General features: G+C 71.5%; 8 protein-coding genes and 1 pseudogene. 8 read left to right on the top strand and 1 reads right to left on the bottom strand.

From position 1 onward, the window contains the following. A complete protein-coding gene (locus ACNQS7_RS07065) occupies positions 1 to 6,411 on the bottom strand; it encodes a DUF1990 family protein (RefSeq protein WP_418012007.1) in 6,411 nt (2,136 codons plus the stop codon). Positions 6,412 to 7,012: 601 nt separating this feature from the next. Here ACNQS7_RS07065 and ACNQS7_RS07060 point away from each other — a divergent pair. The 8 genes and pseudogenes from ACNQS7_RS07060 (at position 7,013) to ACNQS7_RS07025 (ending at position 16,869) form a co-directional block, all read left to right on the top strand. Further along, the gene (locus ACNQS7_RS07060; RefSeq protein ID WP_418012005.1) at positions 7,013 to 7,555 is read left to right on the top strand and encodes a TetR/AcrR family transcriptional regulator; all 543 of its coding nucleotides are present in this window, start codon (positions 7,013 to 7,015) and stop codon (positions 7,553 to 7,555) included. Positions 7,556 to 7,592: 37 nt separating this feature from the next. Further along, on the top strand, positions 7,593 to 8,456 hold the full coding sequence (locus ACNQS7_RS07055) for an aldo/keto reductase (protein ID WP_197419810.1): 864 nt from the start codon (positions 7,593 to 7,595) through the stop codon (positions 8,454 to 8,456). A 123-nt stretch (positions 8,457 to 8,579) separates the two neighbouring features. Beyond that, positions 8,580 to 10,399 (top strand): annotated as a pseudogene (locus ACNQS7_RS07050) (PE family protein). A 105-nt stretch (positions 10,400 to 10,504) separates the two neighbouring features. Next, the gene (locus ACNQS7_RS07045) at positions 10,505 to 12,310 is read left to right on the top strand and encodes a PE family protein (protein ID WP_418012004.1); all 1,806 of its coding nucleotides are present in this window, start codon (positions 10,505 to 10,507) and stop codon (positions 12,308 to 12,310) included. A gap of 35 nt (positions 12,311 to 12,345) precedes the next feature. Further along, on the top strand, positions 12,346 to 12,969 hold the full coding sequence (locus ACNQS7_RS07040; RefSeq protein ID WP_418012003.1) for a PaaI family thioesterase: 624 nt from the start codon (positions 12,346 to 12,348) through the stop codon (positions 12,967 to 12,969). A 171-nt stretch (positions 12,970 to 13,140) separates the two neighbouring features. Beyond that, positions 13,141 to 14,136 carry a glycosyltransferase gene (locus tag ACNQS7_RS07035; protein ID WP_418012002.1) on the top strand — a complete coding sequence of 332 codons (996 nt, stop codon included), beginning with the start codon at positions 13,141 to 13,143 and terminating at the stop codon, positions 14,134 to 14,136. A gap of 125 nt (positions 14,137 to 14,261) precedes the next feature. Further along, positions 14,262 to 16,322, top strand: a complete 2,061-nt coding sequence (thrS, locus tag ACNQS7_RS07030; RefSeq protein ID WP_418012001.1) for a threonine--tRNA ligase — start codon at positions 14,262 to 14,264, stop codon at positions 16,320 to 16,322. Beyond that, positions 16,315 to 16,869 carry an HIT family protein gene (locus ACNQS7_RS07025; protein ID WP_418012000.1) on the top strand — a complete coding sequence of 185 codons (555 nt, stop codon included), beginning with the start codon at positions 16,315 to 16,317 and terminating at the stop codon, positions 16,867 to 16,869. The genes thrS and ACNQS7_RS07025 overlap by 8 nt, the downstream gene beginning before the upstream one ends. The last annotated feature ends 6 nt before the right edge of the window (positions 16,870 to 16,875 follow it).

The raw sequence follows: 16,875 nt of genomic DNA, 5'->3' as shown, positions 1-16,875 counted from the left end.
TCACACCCCGCGCAGATAGCGCTTGGCGATTACCCGTTGCGCCACCGTCACGAACGGCCCGCCCAGTTTGCTCAACAAGGTCGCGGGCCGCGAGAACGCGGATACTTCGGCGTACACCGCGTCGTTGCCCGGGTCGTAGCGGACGGCGAAGCGTTCCTCGCCGGATTCCGGATGGCCGGGCAGCGTGCCGTAGGCAAAACCGCGGACGTCGGGCTCTTCGATCACATACACCACCCGGCACGGGGCCCGCAGCACGCCCAGCATCGTGACTACCACCACGGACGAGACGGCGACGGTGTCGGTGCTGGCGGTCACCCGCAGCCCGGCGCCGCGTTGCATTCCCCAGTGCATGAGGGCCTTAGCCGCGTGCTCGAACCGGTCTCGGCCGGTGCCGATCTGAGCCGACACACTCATGTGGTCGTAGCCCGGCGGAAGCTGATCGGCGGCCGTCGCGCCCACTTCCTGATAGGTCAGCTGTTGCTGGGCGAGCGTGCGCAGGTCCACCCTGCCCAGCTTGCCACTAATCCGCTCAAGATCCGCCGCCGGATCCTCCGGTGCCGCCGGCACCGCCGCTGCCACCCGCGCCGCTGAAGCCGTCGGGGGGAAGCCGTCCTGCCCCGTCCGGCCGGCGCTGCCCGGTTGCAGGTTGCCGAGGATGTTGCCGTCGCCGCCGTTGCCGCCGTCGCCGCCCTTGCCGCCCGGTGAGCCGCCCTGTCCGAATGGCGGTAGCGGACCAGTGCCGCCCGCTCCGCCGGCGCCGCCGTTGCCGCCCTTGCCGCCGGCCCCGGTCAGGCCCGCCCCGCCGTCTCCGCCGTCGCCGCCGGTCCCGCCCGTTCCGTTGACCTCACCGCCGAGGCCATCACCACCTCGTCCGCCACTGCCGCCGCGGCCGCCCGTGGTGGTGCCGGTCCCGCCTGCCCCGCCGTCCCCGCCGTTGCCGGGGCCCTGCGATCCTTTCCCGCCGTCGCCACCGTCGCCGCCGGAGCCGCCGGCGCCGACCTGGCCGTAGCCTCCATGGCCGCCCTGTCCACCCAGACCGCCCGTACCGACCAGCCCGCCGGCACCGCCGTCACCCGCGTCGCCGCCGTGACCGCCCGTCGCACCGTCGCCGCCGGTGCCGCCCCAGCCACCCATGCCACCCTCGCCGGAGAGGCCGGCGCCCCCACCGTCACCCCCGCGACCGCCGTTGCCGCCCGCTTGTTGCACGCCGGCCGCGCCCGTCTTGCCGGCTGTGGAGCCGGCACCCCCGACGCCGCCGACGCCGCCCTTGCTTGCATAGCCGCCGTCGCCGCCGTAACCGCCGCCGTAACCGCCGGCCTTCCCATCGGTGCCATTGCCGCCGTTGCCCGCGGTGCCGCCGTTGCCGCCGTCGCCGCCGGCCCCGCCGACGCCCTGGATTCCCGCCTTGCCGGTGGCGGCTTGCGCGGCTCCTCCGGCGCCCCCGGCGCCGCCCGCGCCGCCGTCTCCGCCGCGCCCGCCGCTGCCGCCGCTCTGACCGGTCACGCCGGCGCCGACTCCGTCCATGCCGTCCACACCGTTTCCGCCGGTGCCGCCGATCCCGCCGGCGCCGCCGCCACCACCCACCCCACCGTTGCCCGCCAGCGCGCCGCCCTTGCCGCCCGCCCCGCCGACGCCGCCCGTCCCACCGGCACTGGCATCGTTACCTCGCATGCCGGGGGCGCTGCCGTGTTTGCCGTCGACGCCGTCTGCGCCGGCACCGCCAGTGCCGCCGGTTCCGCCGTTTCCGACCTGTCCGCCATCACCACCTCGGCCGCCGGCGGCTCCGGTACCGCCCGGCGTGGTCGCGGCCGCACCGGTGCCGCCCGTTCCGCCGTTGCCGCCGCCGGTGGGGACGCCGCCCGCGGCACCTTGCTTGCCGGTGCTCGATCCGGTGCCACCGGCTCCTCCGGAGCCGCCGGTTCCGGGATTGCCGCCGTCGCCACCCCGGCCGCCGACACCGCCGTTGACCATCAGGTCGCCGTCGCCGCCGCGGCCGCCGTCACCGGCTGTTCCTCCGGTGCCGCCTGCACCGCCTGCTCCACCAGTGCCTTGGCTGCCGCTCTTGCCCGAACCGGCCAGCGCCTGTCCGCCCTGGCCTCCGTCACCACCTTTACCGCCGGTGCCTCCGACACCGCCTCCGCCACCTTTACCGCCGGTAGCGCCGCCGGCGGTGGCGTCGAGTCCCTGAGCTCCTGTGCCGCCGGTGCCGCCGACTCCGCCGACACCGCCGCTTCCGCCGGCGCCGCCGTTGCCGGACAGCGATCCGCCCAGGCCGCCGGCACCTCCGGCGCCACCGGCCCCGCCGATGTTTCCCGAGCCTCCCGACGCCCCTGGCGTGGCACCCCCCGGACCCTGCTGACCTTGGCCGCCCGCGCCGCCGTTGCCTCCGGCGCCGCCGTTGCCGACCAGACCTCCGTTGCCGCCCTGGCCGCCGGCGCCGCCGGTGCCACCGGGCGTACCGGCAAACCCGCCGTTGCCGCCCTTGCCTCCATTGCCCCCGCTGGTGGGAGACATGCCGGTGGCGCCCTGTTTGCCGGCACTGGAGCCGGATCCGCCGAGGCCGCCGGTGCCGCCGGAGCCCGGATCTCCACCGTCGCCGCCGGCGCCACCCGCACCACCATTGATGTTCGTCGCGCCGTTGCCGCCGTCGCCCGCAACACCACCGGTGCCGCCCGCTCCACCTGCGCCGCCAGCGCCCTGGCTGCCGGCCTTGCCCGTCGCGGACTGGGCAATGCCACCGGCTCCGCCGGCACCGCCGCCGCCGCCGAATCCGCCCTTGCCGCCGTCGCCGCCGTCGCCACCTGCCGCGCCGAACGAGCTGCCGTCGGCGCCGCGTCCGCCGGTGCCCCCGGTTCCGCCGGTTCCGCCCGTTCCGCCGGTGCCGCCGGCCCCGCCGTTGCCGGCCAGGGTTCCGCCCTTGCCGCCCTGGCCACCGGCTCCACCAGTGCCCCCGACTCCGCCCGTATTCCCGGTGCTGCCGGGGGAGGTGTCGGCGCCGGTGCTGCCGGTGCCGCCGGTCCCGCCGGTGCCGCCATTGCCGCCGTTGCCGACCAGACCGCCGTTGCCGCCCCGGCCGCCGGCCGCGCCGGTACCCCCGGGTGTGGTGGCGTTCGCGCCGGCACCGCCCGCACCACCGTTGCCGCCACTGGTGGGGGCGGTGCCGGTAGCTCCCTGCTTGCCAGTGCTGGAGCCGGCCCCGCCGGCGCCGCCGGTGCCTCCTGCGCCCGGATTACCGCCGTTGCCGCCCGTGCCGCCGACGCCATTGTTGACCGCCCAGGTGCCGTCCGCGCCAACCCCACCGTCGCCTGCGCCTCCGCCGGCGCCGCCGGTCCCGCCGGCCCCGCCCGCGCCCTGGGTACCGGTCAGTCCCGAAGCAGCCAGTGCCTGTCCGCCAGCTCCGCCAACGCCGCCCCCGCCCCCGGTTCCGCCGCGCCCGCCACTGCCTCCGGTCTGGCCTGATCCATCGGCGTTGATCAGGCCAGGAAGGCCGGATTGACCGTTGCCGCCCACGCCGCCGACCCCGCCGATGCCGCCGGTTCCGCCGGCACCGCCGTTACCCGCTCGAGCGCCGCCATTGCCACCGACGCCGCCGGTGCCTCCGGTCCCGCCGGTCTGACCGGGGTTACCCGAGTCGCCGAAGGCGACCGCCGAGTCGCCGGCTACCCCGGTCCCGCCGGTACCGCCGGTGCCCCCGGTGCCGCCGTTGCCGACCAACCCGCCGTCGCCGCCCTTACCCCCCGCTGCGCCGGTGCCTGCCAACGTGGTCGCGTTGGCACCGGCGCCGCCCCGGCCGCCGTTGCCGCCGGTGACGGCGTCGTTGCCGGTTGCGCCGGTCTTGCCGGTGGTGGAGCCGGTGCCGCCGGCCCCGCCGGTGCCACCGGTGCCCGGGTCGCCGCCGGCGCCCCCGGTACCGCCGACGCCACCGTTGACTGTCATGGCCCCGGTCGCGCCGGCGCCGCCGTCGCCGGCAATGCCGCCGGTGCCGCCGTTACCGCCGGCGCCGCCGACTCCCTGGGCGCCGGCGTGACCGGCAGCGGACTGGGCCGCGCCACCGGCGCCGCCGGCCCCGCCCGCGCCGCCCACTCCGCCGGTGCCGCCATTGCCCCCGGCCTTACCGGCGGAGCCCGGGGTGGTGCCGTCGGCACCGCGTCCGCCGACACCGCCGGTACCACCGTCACCGCCGGCGCCGCCGGCACCACCGACTCCGCCGTCGCCGGCCAGAGCCCCGCCGTTGCCACCGCGTCCGCCGGAGCCGCCGGTTCCGCCGGTGCCGCCGAAGTTGCCGGTGGCGCCCGGCGTGGCGGCAGGTTCGCCGTTGCTGCCGGTAGCGCCGTTGCCCCCGGTGCCGCCGGCGCCGCCGTTGCCGACGAGGCCGCCGTTGCCGCCGTTGCCGCCGGCCGCGCCGCTGATACCTGTTGCGGTTGCGTTGGCGCCGGATCCGCCGTTGCCGCCATTGCCTCCGCTGGTGTGGGCGCCGCCGGTGGCGCCTTGCTTTCCGATGGTGGAGCCGGCGCCTCCGGACCCGCCCGCGCCGCCCGCTCCCGGGTCTCCACCGTTACCTCCGGCACCGCCCGTGCCGCCGTTGATCGAGGCGACACCGTTTGCTCCGTTGCCGCCGTCGCCGGCGATGCCGCCCATGCCGCCGGTGCCGCCTTCGCCGCCGGCGCCTCGGCCGCCGGCCTGTCCGGTCGCCGATCGGGCAGCGCCGCCGACGCCGCCCTTGCCCCCGTCGCCGCCGGTACCACCGGCGCCGCCGTCGCCCCCTTGATTGCCGGCCGCACCGAGGGAACTGGCGTCCGCGCCGCGGGCGCCGCTGCCGCCGTTGCCGCCGTCGCCGCCGGTCCCACCGGTCCCGCCGCTGCCACCGTCACCCGCCCGAGTTCCGCCGTCACCCCCTGCGCCGCCAGCGCCGCCGCTGCCGCCGGTGTGGCCGGTGCTGCCGTTGTCGCCGGGGGTGGTGGCGTCGGCGCCGGCGGTGCCGGCCGCGCCGTTCCCGCCGCGTCCGCCGGTGCCACCGCTGCCGACCAGGCCGCCGTCGCCACCCTTTCCGCCGGCGCCACCGGTGCCGCCGGGTGTGCCGGCGTCGGCACCGCGTCCGCCGGTGCCGCCGTCACCGCCGCTGGTGGGCGTGAGCCCGTGTGCGCCCGCCGCGGCGCCACTACCACCGGCCCCGCCCGCACCGCCGGTACCCGGGTTGCCCCCTTGACCGCCGGCGCCGCCGTTGACGTTGCCTGCCACGCCGTCGCCGCCGGCACCGCCGTTGCCGGCCACACCGCCGCTGCCGCCGGCCCCGCCTGCGCCGCCGGCCGCGGGTCCGCGATCCACGCCGAACAGGCCGCCGCTGCCGCCCTTGCCGCCCTCGCCGCCCTCGCCACCGGACCCGCCGTCGCCCCCGTTCCCGCCGGCATGGCCGGTCGCGCCCGCCAGCAGCGCATCGGCACCACTGCCGCCGGCACCGCCGGCGCCGCCCGTGCCGCCGACCCCGCCGGTACCGCCGAAGCCGCCGTTACCGGCCAACCAGCCGCCGGATCCGCCGTCGCCGCCCGTACCGCCATTGCCGCCCGCTCCGCCGGCCGTGCCGGACGCGCCGATACCCGTACCGCCGGTGACACCGGAGATCCCGGCCGCACCGGCGCCACCGGATCCGCCCGCCCCTCCGTGGCCCAACATCACCGCGCTACCGCCCTGACCGCCCGCGCCGCCCAGGCCGTCCAGGGTTACCGCTCTACCTCCCGCGCCACCGGCCCCGCCGTTGCCCCACAGCATCCCGCCGGTGCCTCCGGTACCACCGGTGCCTCCCACGGCACCAGCCGTCAGCGCGACGCCACCGGCACCGCCGGTACCGCCGGCCCCCAACAGCCACCCGCCGCGGCCGCCGGCACCACCGGTTGCACCGGCCCCGCCCATGCCGCCGGTTCCGCCACGTCCGATGAGGCCGGCAGCACCACCGGCGCCGCCGGACACACCGTCGGCGAACCCGGCCGCTCCATTACCGCCGTTGCCCCACAGCAGTCCACCGGCGCCCCCGGCCTGTCCCGGCGACGTGCCGTCGGCGCCGTTGCCGATCAGCGGGCGCCCCAGCAGCGCCTGCGCGGGCCCGTTGACGGCGTGGGAGAGCAGCTGCCCGGCCCCGGCGACTTCGGCGGTCGCATACGACTGCGCGGCGCCGGTCAAAGCGGCCACGAACTGCTCGTGAAATGCGGCCGCTCGGGCTCCGATCGCCTGATACTCCCGACCGTGCCGGCCGAACAGCGCCGCAATCGCGGTGGAGACCTCGTCGCCGGCGGCGGCGGCCAGCGCGGAGGTCGACATCGCAGCCGCTGCGTTCGCCTCACTGACCGCCCAGCCGACGCGGGTGAGATCCGCCGCAGTCGCCGCCATGAATTCTGGCGTAGCGATCAACAAAGACATGACAATCCTCCACTTCGGGGCGCTCGGCTCGGCGCCGAATAGTCGCGCGCAAGGTCAGGTGTCGCCCGAAGTAAGTCCGTCGCCGGAGTTGCGGGCGCGGCGCGATCGCGCCGATTAAGGTGTCGAAGTCCCGATTGCCGGTGTCTTCGAACCGGTTGTGGCTCCGCTATTCGTCAGTCGGTGCAGGCAGTCCGCGAAAGCATGTGAGTTCGCTCGCTGACCCTGATGGTTCCGCGCGCCGGCAACGGGCATCCAGCGCTTCGCGAAAAGATCGCCAAGCAACTGAAATGGTTTGCATGACAACATCATTCGGTGTTCGAATTGTCGGTGTCAAGCGGTTTGGGAAATCGATAACCGGCGGCGAATGCAATATCGCTTCGGCGTCTCACGGCGACGCTGCGACCTGTGATTTCGTCATGAAAGGCGCTCGTCGGCGTCTCATTGCGAGACATATTGACCGGGCGGCGTCACGGGCCGTGCCTTTGATGCCGGACGCGCTACCGCCAGGCTAAACAACTGCGCTGACTGACATTCGGCTGGGGTCGTGATATTTGATCACAAATAAGGCCGCCGGCAGGGGCCGAGTCGTTAGTATCGTCGCGTGGATTGGCTGGCCGGCGATCGGCATCACAACGCACGAGAGCGAATCTATGACGCCGCCGGTGCGTTGGTTGAGGCCAGGGGCTTCGATCGGCTCAGTATCGATCTCATCGCCCGAAATGTCGGGTGCTCGCGGGCTACCGTCTACCGGCACGCCGGCGGCATCGAGGCCATTCGCGATGCACTTTTGATCCGGGCCACGACCCAGGTCGCCGAAACAGTCGCGGAGTCGGTCAAATCCCTTCCGGCCGACGAGCGGATGGTTGCCGCAATCCTGATGTCTCTCAGGGTGGTTCGCGCTCATCCCGTCTTCGCGGCGGTGGGTTCCTCGACGGCGACGGCCCGACTCATCGAGCAGACGCTGATCGGCTCTCCGCGCGTCCCGGCGGCCGCTGCCACCATCGCCGGACTGCCCGGTGATGACCCATTGGCGGCGCTCTGGATGGTGCGCGTCGTGCTCGGCCTGTTGTATTGGCCGATCACCGAAATCGAGGGTGGGGAAGAGGCGATCGTGCGCCGGTTCGTCGCTCCGCTCTTCGGTTGAGCAGATCTCACAGGACAACGCGCGTACGGTCGGGAGGGTGGCTGCACATGTATCGGAAAAGTTCACCCTGGGTAGTGACCTGACGGTCAATCGCCTCGGCTTCGGCGCGATGCGCCTCACCGGAGACGGCGTGTGGGGTCCGCCCGCTGACCGTGACGAGTGCGTCCGGGTGTTGCGGCGTGCGGTTGAACTGGGCGTGAATTTCATCGACACGGCAGATTCGTACGGGCCCTATGTCTCCGAGGAGATCATTCACGAGGCGTTGCACCCCTACCGGGGTCTGGTGATCGCCACCAAGGCCGGCCTGCTGCGCACCGGCCCGAATGTCTGGATCCCCCTTGGTAATCCGAGCTATCTGCGGCAGGAGTGCGAGATGAGCCTGCGCCGGCTCGGCGTGGAGACGATCGACCTGTACCAGCTGCATCGCATCGACCCGAACTTCCCGCTGGCCGACCAGCTGGGCGAGTTGGTCACGTTGCAGGGTGAGGGCAAGATTCGCCACATCGGCCTCTCCGAGGTCGACGTCGACCAACTCAATGCCGCACGGGAGATCGCGGCCATCGTGTCGGTGCAGAACATGTACAACCTGACGTCCCGCAAGGCCGAGCCGCTGCTGGATGCCGCGACCACTCAGGGCATCGGCTTCATTCCGTGGTTCCCGCTGGCATCGGGCCCGCTGGCGGCACCGGACGGTCCGCTGCAGAAGATGGCCGCCGCGCACGACGCGACGCCCTCCCAGCTGGCGTTGGCCTGGCTGCTCAAGCGGTCGCCGGTGATGCTGCCGATTCCGGGCACCTCGCGGGTGTCGCATCTGGAAGAGAACGTCGCGGCCACCCAGATCAGTCTCACCGATGAGGAATTCGAGGCATTGTCGGCAGCAGGTGCCGCGCAAGGTGACTGAATTGAATTCAACCGGCCATTAGCAGTTTCATTTGTCTTTAGTTGAATCGCGAACGAATTACTGTCGCGCAGCGCACAATACTTCTGCCCTATTCGGGAATGGGTTTGTAGCTTGGAGGCTGCCATGTCGTTCGTCGTCGCTACCCCACAGCTGTTAATGGCAGCGGCAACGGACCTGGCAGGCATAAGGTCGGCGCTCGGTGCCGCGAACGCAACCGCTTTCGCCCCGACAACAGAAGTGCTGACGGCCGCAGCCGACGAGGTGTCGACGGCAATCGCGACGGCATTCGGCGGGCATGCCAGGGCCTATCAGGAGGTCAGCGTGCAAGCGGCGGCATTCCACGCCGAGTTTGCCCGGGCTCTCAATTCCGGCGCCCTGGCGTATTCCGGTGCTGAGGCAACCAGCATCGACCAGCTCGTGCTCGCCGCGGTGAACGCACCCACCCAGGCGCTGCTGGGACGGCCACTGATCGGCGACGGCTATAACGGCGTGGCGGGCCAGAACGGTGGCGCTGGGGGCTTGCTGTTCGGCAATGGTGGCCGCGGTGGCGATGGGCGTCCAGGTCAGGTGGGAGGCAACGGTGGCGCTGCGGGTCTGATCGGAAACGGGGGCGCCGGTGGAACCGGGGGGCGGGCGTGGCGGGCGGCTCCGGCGGTAGCGGTGGCTGGCTGTTCGGCAACGGGGGCAACGGCGGTCAAGGTGGGGCTGCTCTCTTCGGCATCAACGGCGGCAACGCCGGTCCGGGCGGCAACGGTGGCAGCGCCCTGTTTTTCGGCGACGGGGGAGCGGGCGGGCAGGGCGGTACGGGCCTCACCGGTGCCGCGGGAGTCAATCCCACGGTCAGCGGCGTCGGCGCCACAGGGACCGCCGGCACCTGGGATGGCCGAAGTGGGGGTAACGGCAATGTGCAGGGCGGCAATGGGGGCAACGGCGCCGACGCCGGGCTTGGAGCCACCGGTGGTACCGGTGGAGCCGGTGGGGACGCGTCAATCGTCGATGCCGGTATTGGGGACGCAGTGGGCGGCGCCGGCGGCGCCGGCGGCGCGGGTGGAAATGGGGGTGCCGGTGGCCAGGCCGGAGCCGCGGTGGTTGATTCCGGAAATGCCACGGGCGGCACCGGCGGCAACGGAAACGTGGGTGCCGCACCTGGTGGCGCGGGCGGTGTCGGGGGGGACGGCGGCCTGGCGTTGAGCCAAGCGAACGGTGACGCCTACGGCGGGCTCGGCGGCAAGGGTGGGGGCGGTGCCACCGGAGCGTCCGGCGGTGGTGGTGGTGCCGGTGGCTTGGGTGGATATGGCGGTAACGGTGGACTCTTGGTCGGTAGCGGCGGTGCCGGTGGGGTCGGCGGCACAGGCGGTGCGGGAGGTGTCGGTGCGACCGGAGGTAGCGGTGGCGGTGGTGGTTTGGGCGGTTTCGCGTTGACCAATTCCAACCATGGCGCAGCGGGTGGCCCCGGTGGAGAGGGGGGAGATGGAGCCGTAGGCGGGACCGGCGGCACCGGCGGCGCAGGCGGGGATGGCGGCCGCGGCGGCCGCGGCGGCTGGTTGGTCGGAAACGGCGGCAACGGTGGGGACGCTGGACTGGGCGGCACCGGCGGCACCGGGGGCACTGGCGGTCAGGGCGGTGCCGGTGGCGGGGGCGGTGGCGCCGTGGGTGCAGCTACCTCAGGCGGTTCGGGAGGGGATGGGGCTGACGGTGGCACCGGTGGCACCGGTGGCAACGGCGGCGGCAGTGGCAGCGGCGGCATAGGCGGCGCGGCGGGTGTGCTGTTCGGTCAGTCGGGCGTCAACGGCGCGGCCGGTCCCGGCGGCGCGGGTGGTGGGGGAGGCATTGGGGGCGGCTTCGGCACTGGCGGAACCGGCGGTTTTGCAATCCCGAACTATGGCACCAGCGGCGCCGACGGGCAGCCCGGCGGCCCTGGGGCGTCGGGCCAATCTGGCTGAGCCGTCCGGTTGACAAACAATGCAGCAAAACGCGGAGCCAGCATGTCCGCTTGGCGCACAATACTTCTGCCCAAATTCGGGATTGGGTCCTAGCTGGGAGGCCGCGTGTCATTTATCACCGTCACACCGGAGTTGTTGATCACCGCCGCAAGCGATCTCGCGAGTGTGCATGCGACGCTCGGTGCGGCGAACGCGGCAGCCCTCGCCCCGACGACGCAGGTGCTGGCGGCGGCGGCCGACGAGGTGTCAGCGGCGATAGCGACGGTATTCGGCGGGCATGCCCAGGCCTACCAGGCACTCAGCGCACAAGCGGCGGCATTCCACGCGGAGTTCGTGCACGCACTCAATACCGGTGCCAGGGCGTATTCCGGTGCCGAGGCCGCCAGCATCGACCAACTCGTCCTCGGCGCGCTCAACGCACCCACCCAGGCACTCCTCGGCCGTCCCCTGATCGGCGACGGAGCCAACGGAGCGCCGGGCGCTGACGGCGGCGCCGGTGGGTTGCTCTACGGCAACGGGGGGCGGGGCGGGGATGGTCTGCCCGGCCAGGTGGGTGGCAACGGCGGCGCGGCGGGCCTGATCGGTAGCGGCGGGGCCGGTGGGCAGGGCGGAGCCGGGGCGGTCGGCGGCAACGGCGGCAGCGGCGGATGGCTGTTCGGCAGCGGCGGGGCCGGCGGGCAGGGCGGGACCGCGGTCGCGGGCATCAACGGCGGCAACCCAGGACAGGGCGGCCACGGCGGCAACGCCCTGCTGTTCGGCGACGGCGGGGCCGGCGGGCAGGGCGGCACCGGCCTGACCGGGGCGAATGGGGTGAATCCGGTATTCAGCGGTCAGGGCGCCACCGGGGTGTCCGGCATGCCCGATTCAGTGACAGGTAGCGCGTACGCGACCGAAGGGGGGACCGGTGGCGACGGCGGTCTCGGCGCCACGGGTGGCACCGGGGGTAAGGGCGGCGACGCCAGTTCGACGTCGAGTTTTGCCGTCGGCGGTAACGGTGGCATCGGTGGAGCTGGCGGTAATGGAGGCGCGGGTGGTGACGGCGGCTCTGCATACGCGGGCGGCGGTGCTGCTGCTGGCGGTAGTGGCGGGAACGGCGCCATCGGTCAGGGTTTTGGCGGCGCAGGCGGCACCGGCGGTAAAGGGGGTGCCACCACAAGTGTCGGGTCATCCAGCATCGCGGGCCAAGGCGGTAGCGGAGGAGACGGTGGAACCGGCACGTCAGGCGGCGCGGGTGGCACCGGAGGGGTGGGCGGCGATGGGGGACGCGGCGGCTTCTTTGTCGGTCAGGGAGGTCATGGGGGCACGGGCGGTCAGGGGGGCGTGGGCGGTACGGGTGCGGTGGGTGGCGACGGTGGCAACGCCGGCTCCGGCGGCGCGGCGACATCGGTTCTCAGTGCCAACAACACGACGGGCGGTAAGGGCGGCGTCGGCGGAAACGGCGCAATCGGCGGTGTCGGAGGCTCCGGTGGCGCCGGCGGGCGCGGCGGTAACGGTGGGGCTGGAGGTTTCCTCGTCGGTAATGGAGGAGCCGGCGGCACGGCAGGCACGGGTGGAGTCGGTGGAGTAGGCGGCGTCGGTGGAGTAGGCGGCGTCGGTGGCGCCGGCGGTGTCGCCGCGCCGGCCACGTTCAGCTTTGGCGGTAGTGGTGGGGCCGGCGGTAATGGCGGCGGCGGCGGAGCCGGTGGCGATGGTGGCGGCAGCGGGCTCGGTGGGCATGGGGGTGCCGGCGGGCTGCTGTTCGGCGATTCGGGCGCCAACGGCAACGCGGGCCAGGGCGGTGCCGGCGGTGCCGGGGGCGACGGTGGAGCCTTCGGCAAGGGCGGAGCCAAGGGCACCGGAACCACCAGCAGTGGCGCGACCGGGGCGAATGGCAAGGCCGGGGGACAAGGCGCCTCGGGCCAACCCGGCTAGCCGGCAGCCGGGGCGGGGTCGAATACGGTGTCCTGGTGACACACGACCGGGTCCCGCACCCCGGCGGGGGATTCAACCCGCCCGAGCCCACTGACAAAGGCGGCCCGGACTACCACCGGTTCATCGAGGGGGTGCGCAGGCTGCAGGATCACGCCCGCGCCGTCGACGCGCCCGACGACGTGATCACCCGGGCCGCGGACCGGCTCGAGGAACTGTCGGCCATGCTGGCGCCGTTCGACGCCGACGAATGGCAGTCGCCGTCGGGTCGCCGGATGGATCTGCCGATGCGCGGGAACGTCCTGACCATTCCCATGGACGCGCACAAGACGGACGACGGCCGCGTCGAGGGCTGGGCCCGGTTCGCCCGGTTCCACCTCGGCCGCAACGGGGCCGTGCACGGCGGTTCGCTCGGCATGCTTTTCGACACGGTGCTCGGGCTGACCGCCTCGGTGCTGACCGGCAGCCGCCGTCAGCGCACCGCATACCTGAAGATCGATTACCGCCAGATCGTGCCGATCGAAAAGGAATTGCAGTTCGATGCCGGTGTCGATAGCGAGGACGGGCGCAAGATCTTCGTGTCCGCCCGATTGAGAGACGGGGACACCCTGCTGACCGAGGCCAACGCGCTGTTTGTGCGGCTCAAGCCGGGCCAGCCATAGCCCCCAATCTGAATATGCTTCAAAAACAATTTCTTTGACAAACCATTGCCTAGGTGTCGAATATGAGTGCGGGTCGATCGGTGGCCGCTAGCTGATCGACCAGGGCATCCCCACCGCATCTCGCCGGGGCGCATCGGGCAACAGGCGGCAGCAGGGACAGTGGGTCGGGCCATGACCGAATTCTTGAACGCGGTAAGTCCTCGGTTATCCGGTGGATCGGGAGTCTCGGTAGCAATTGTCATTCCCGCCTATAACGAGGAACGATTCATCGGTAGGTGTCTTGCGTCCTGCCTTTGTCAGACATCACTGCCGGACGAGATAATCGTCGTCAACAACCGGTCGACAGACGATACCGCGACGATCGTGCGCCGGTTCCAGGCCCAAAACCGTCACATCGACGTACGGTTGCTGACCCAGGACGAATACCAGGGCATCGCGCCAACCCGCAATTATGGTTTCGACCGCGTGTGCAGCACCGTCATCGGAAGAATCGACGCCGATTCCCGCCTCGCTCCCGACTGGGTTGAGACAATCCGGCGCCGATTTCGGGACCCCGCTGTCGACGCGGTGACGGGACCGGTCTGGTACTACGATATGCCGTTGCGACAAAAGGTCTTTCGACTCGATCGCGCCGTCCGGGGCAGGTTGCATCGCAAGGCGCGGGACCAACGGTTCCTGTTCGGTTCGAATATGGCAATGCGGACTTCGGCGTGGCGCGCCATCCGTCACCTCACGCGGCTGGATCTCGAAGACCAACTGCATGAAGATATCGATCTCGCCCTCACCTTGTTCAAGAATGGCTTCGCGATCGAATACCAGCCCACCTTGGTTGCCGGCTGCTCAGGCCGGCGGGTGGAGAATTCCCCGCGCGATTTCTATCACTACGCGACGCGTTATCTGAGAACCGCGAGGGCACACAACGTCGATAGCCGCTCCGCGTTGATGACCGTGGCGATTTTGTTGCTGGGGTATTTCCCGGCCCATATCTTGCGTTCTTTCTACGACGGTGAAACCAACCGATTCACGGTGGCGCAGCTGCAGCACAGGGAGCGCCCCCGGCACAGCCAGGGGCCGGCGGTCGGTCAGTTGGAGGGTGTCTGGAGCCGTACCTTGCGCCCGGCCCGTACGCCGGGGCTGCCGGTGGCCGCGGCAATGCTCGGTTCCTAGGGCCGGCGCGCCGATTTCCGCACCGCCGCGGGGTCATCGGCTTGGGCTCCTCTTGGTCGGCATAGCATGGTCGCGATCGATTCCGCCGCGTCCCCGACCACGCCCGAGCCAGGGAGAATTACGCAATGAGCGCCCCCGCAGACCACGTCCAGACAGCCCCGATCCGGGTGCCTGCCGGGACTACCGCGGCGGCCGCTGTCGGCGAGGCGGGACTACCGAGGCGTGGGTCGCCGGACGCGGTCGTGGTCGTCCGCGACGCGGACGGCAAGCTGCGCGACCTCAGCTGGGTGCCCGACGCCGACGCCGAGGTGACCCCGGTGGCGGCCAACACCGACGACGGACGCAGCGTCATCCGGCACTCGGCCGCGCACGTGTTGGCCCAGGCCGTGCAGGATCTGTTCCCGCACGCCAAACTCGGCATCGGCCCGCCCATCACCGACGGTTTCTACTACGACTTCGACGTGGCCGAGCCGTTCACGCCCGACGATCTGGACAAGCTGGAAAAGCGGATGCGCCAGATCGTCAAGGAAGGTCAGCTGTTCGACCGGCGGGTCTTCGAGTCCAAGGACGAGGCGCGCGAGGAACTGGCCAACGAGCCGTTCAAGCTCGAACTGGTCGACGACAAGTCCGGCGACCCGGATGTCATGGAAGTGGGGGGCGACGAGCTCACGGCCTATGACAACCTCAATCCACGCACCCGCGAGCGGGTGTGGGGTGATCTGTGCCGCGGACCGCACATCCCGACCACCAAGCACATCCCCGCGTTCAAGCTGACCCGGAGTTCGGCCGCGTATTGGCGCGGAGACCAGAACAACGCCAGCCTGCAACGCATCTACGGCACCGCATGGGAGTCGCAGGAGGCGCTCGACCGCCACCTGGAGCTGATCGCCGAAGCCCAGCGCCGCGACCACCGCAAGCTGGGCGCCGAACTCGACCTGTTCAGCTTCCCCGACGAAATCGGTTCCGGCCTCGCGGTTTTCCATCCCAAGGGCGGCATCATCCGTCGGGAGCTCGAGGAGTACTCGCGCCGCAAGCACGAGCAGGCCGGGTACGAGTTCGTCAACACCCCGCACATCACCAAAGAACAGCTCTACATCACCTCGGGGCACCTGGAGTGGTACGCCGACGGGATGTATCCGCCGATGCACCTCGATGCCGAGTTCAACCCGGACGGCACCGTGCGCAAGCCCGGCCAGGATTACTACCTCAAGCCGATGAACTGCCCGATGCACCACCTGATCTACCGGTCGCGCGGCCGTTCGTATCGCGAACTTCCGTTGCGGCTCTTCGAGTTCGGCAGCGTCTATCGGTACGAGAAATCCGGCGTCGTGCACGGTCTGACCCGAGTGCGGGGAATGACCCAGGACGATTCCCACATCTACTGCACCCTCGACCAGATGCGCGACGAACTCACCTCGGTGCTGCGATTCGTGCTCGACCTGCTGGCCGACTACGGACTCGACGACTACTACCTGGAGCTCTCCACCAAGGACCCGGACAAATACGTCGGCTCCGACGAGGTGTGGGAAGAGGCCACCGAGATCCTGCGCGAGGTCGGCGAGGCCTCGGGTCTGGAACTGGTGCCCGACCCGGGCGGCGCGGCGTTCTACGGACCGAAGATCTCCGTTCAGGTCAAGGACGCGCTGGGCCGCAGTTGGCAGATGTCGACGCTGCAGGTCGATTTCAACATGCCGGACCGCTTCGAACTGGAATACACCGCCAGTGACGGTTCGCGACAGCGCCCGGTGCTCATCCACCGCGCGTTGTTCGGATCCATCGAGCGGTTCTTCGGCATCCTCACCGAGCACTACGCGGGAGCGTTCCCGGCCTGGCTGGCACCGGTTCAGGTGGTCGGCATACCGGTGGCCGACGAACACATACCTTACCTGGAAGACGTTGCGGCAGAACTGAAATCGCACGGCGTCCGGGTCGAGGTGGACGCCAGCGACGACCGGATGGCCAAGAAGATCGTGAACCACACCAATCTCAAGGTGCCGTTCATGCTGCTGGCCGGCGACCGCGACGTGCAGGCCGGCGCGGTGAGCTTCCGCTTCGGTGACCGCACCCAGATCAACGGGGTGCCGCGCGACACCGCGGTGGCGGTTATCGCCGACTGGATCCGCCGCCGCGAAAACGCTGCTCCCACAGCCGAACTGGTGAAAGTCCCGGAGGCCGGCCGTGAGTGACCCCGACGACACCATCCACGACCGCGGCGTCGGCCAGCGGGACCACCTGCAGCGGTTGTGGACGCCATACCGGATGAACTACCTGGCTGAGTCGCCCGCGACCCGGGACAGCGCCGACCGCGGTCAGCCGTTCACCGACATCCCGCAGATGTCCGACGAAGAAGGCCTGGTGGTGGCTCGCGGTGAACTCGTCTACGCCGTACTGAACCTCTATCCGTACAACCCCGGCCACCTGATGGTGGTGCCCTACCGGCGGGTGTCCGAACTCGAGGACCTCACCGAAGCCGAGAGCGCCGAGGTGATGGCCTTCACCCAGAAGGCGATCCGGGTGATCAAGAAGGTATCCCGGCCGCACGGCTTCAACGTCGGGATGAATCTGGGCACCTCGGCGGGCGGCTCGCTGGCCGAGCACCTGCACGTGCACGTCGTCCCCCGGTGGGGCGGCGACGCGAACTTCATCACCATCGTCGGCGGCTCGAAGGTGATCCCGCAGCTGCTGCGCGAGACCCGGCGGTTGCTCGCCGACGAGTGGGCGAAGCAGCCATGAGGCACG

This window comes from Mycobacterium sp. 23 (assembly GCF_048287075.1).
GTDB lineage: Bacteria > Actinomycetota > Actinomycetes > Mycobacteriales > Mycobacteriaceae > Mycobacterium > Mycobacterium gordonae_B.
This window is presented reverse-complemented; position numbering and strand designations above follow the sequence as displayed.

Bases quoted from the DNA above. Each gene is read 5' to 3' on its own strand.
- ACNQS7_RS07035 (WP_418012002.1), top strand. From the start codon at position 13,141: ATGACCGAATTCTTGAACGCGGTAAGTCCTCGGTTATCCGGTGGATCG.
- ACNQS7_RS07065 (WP_418012007.1), bottom strand. From the start codon at position 6,411: ATGTCTTTGTTGATCGCTACGCCAGAATTCATGGCGGCGACTGCGGCG.
- thrS (WP_418012001.1), top strand. From the start codon at position 14,262: ATGAGCGCCCCCGCAGACCACGTCCAGACAGCCCCGATCCGGGTGCCT.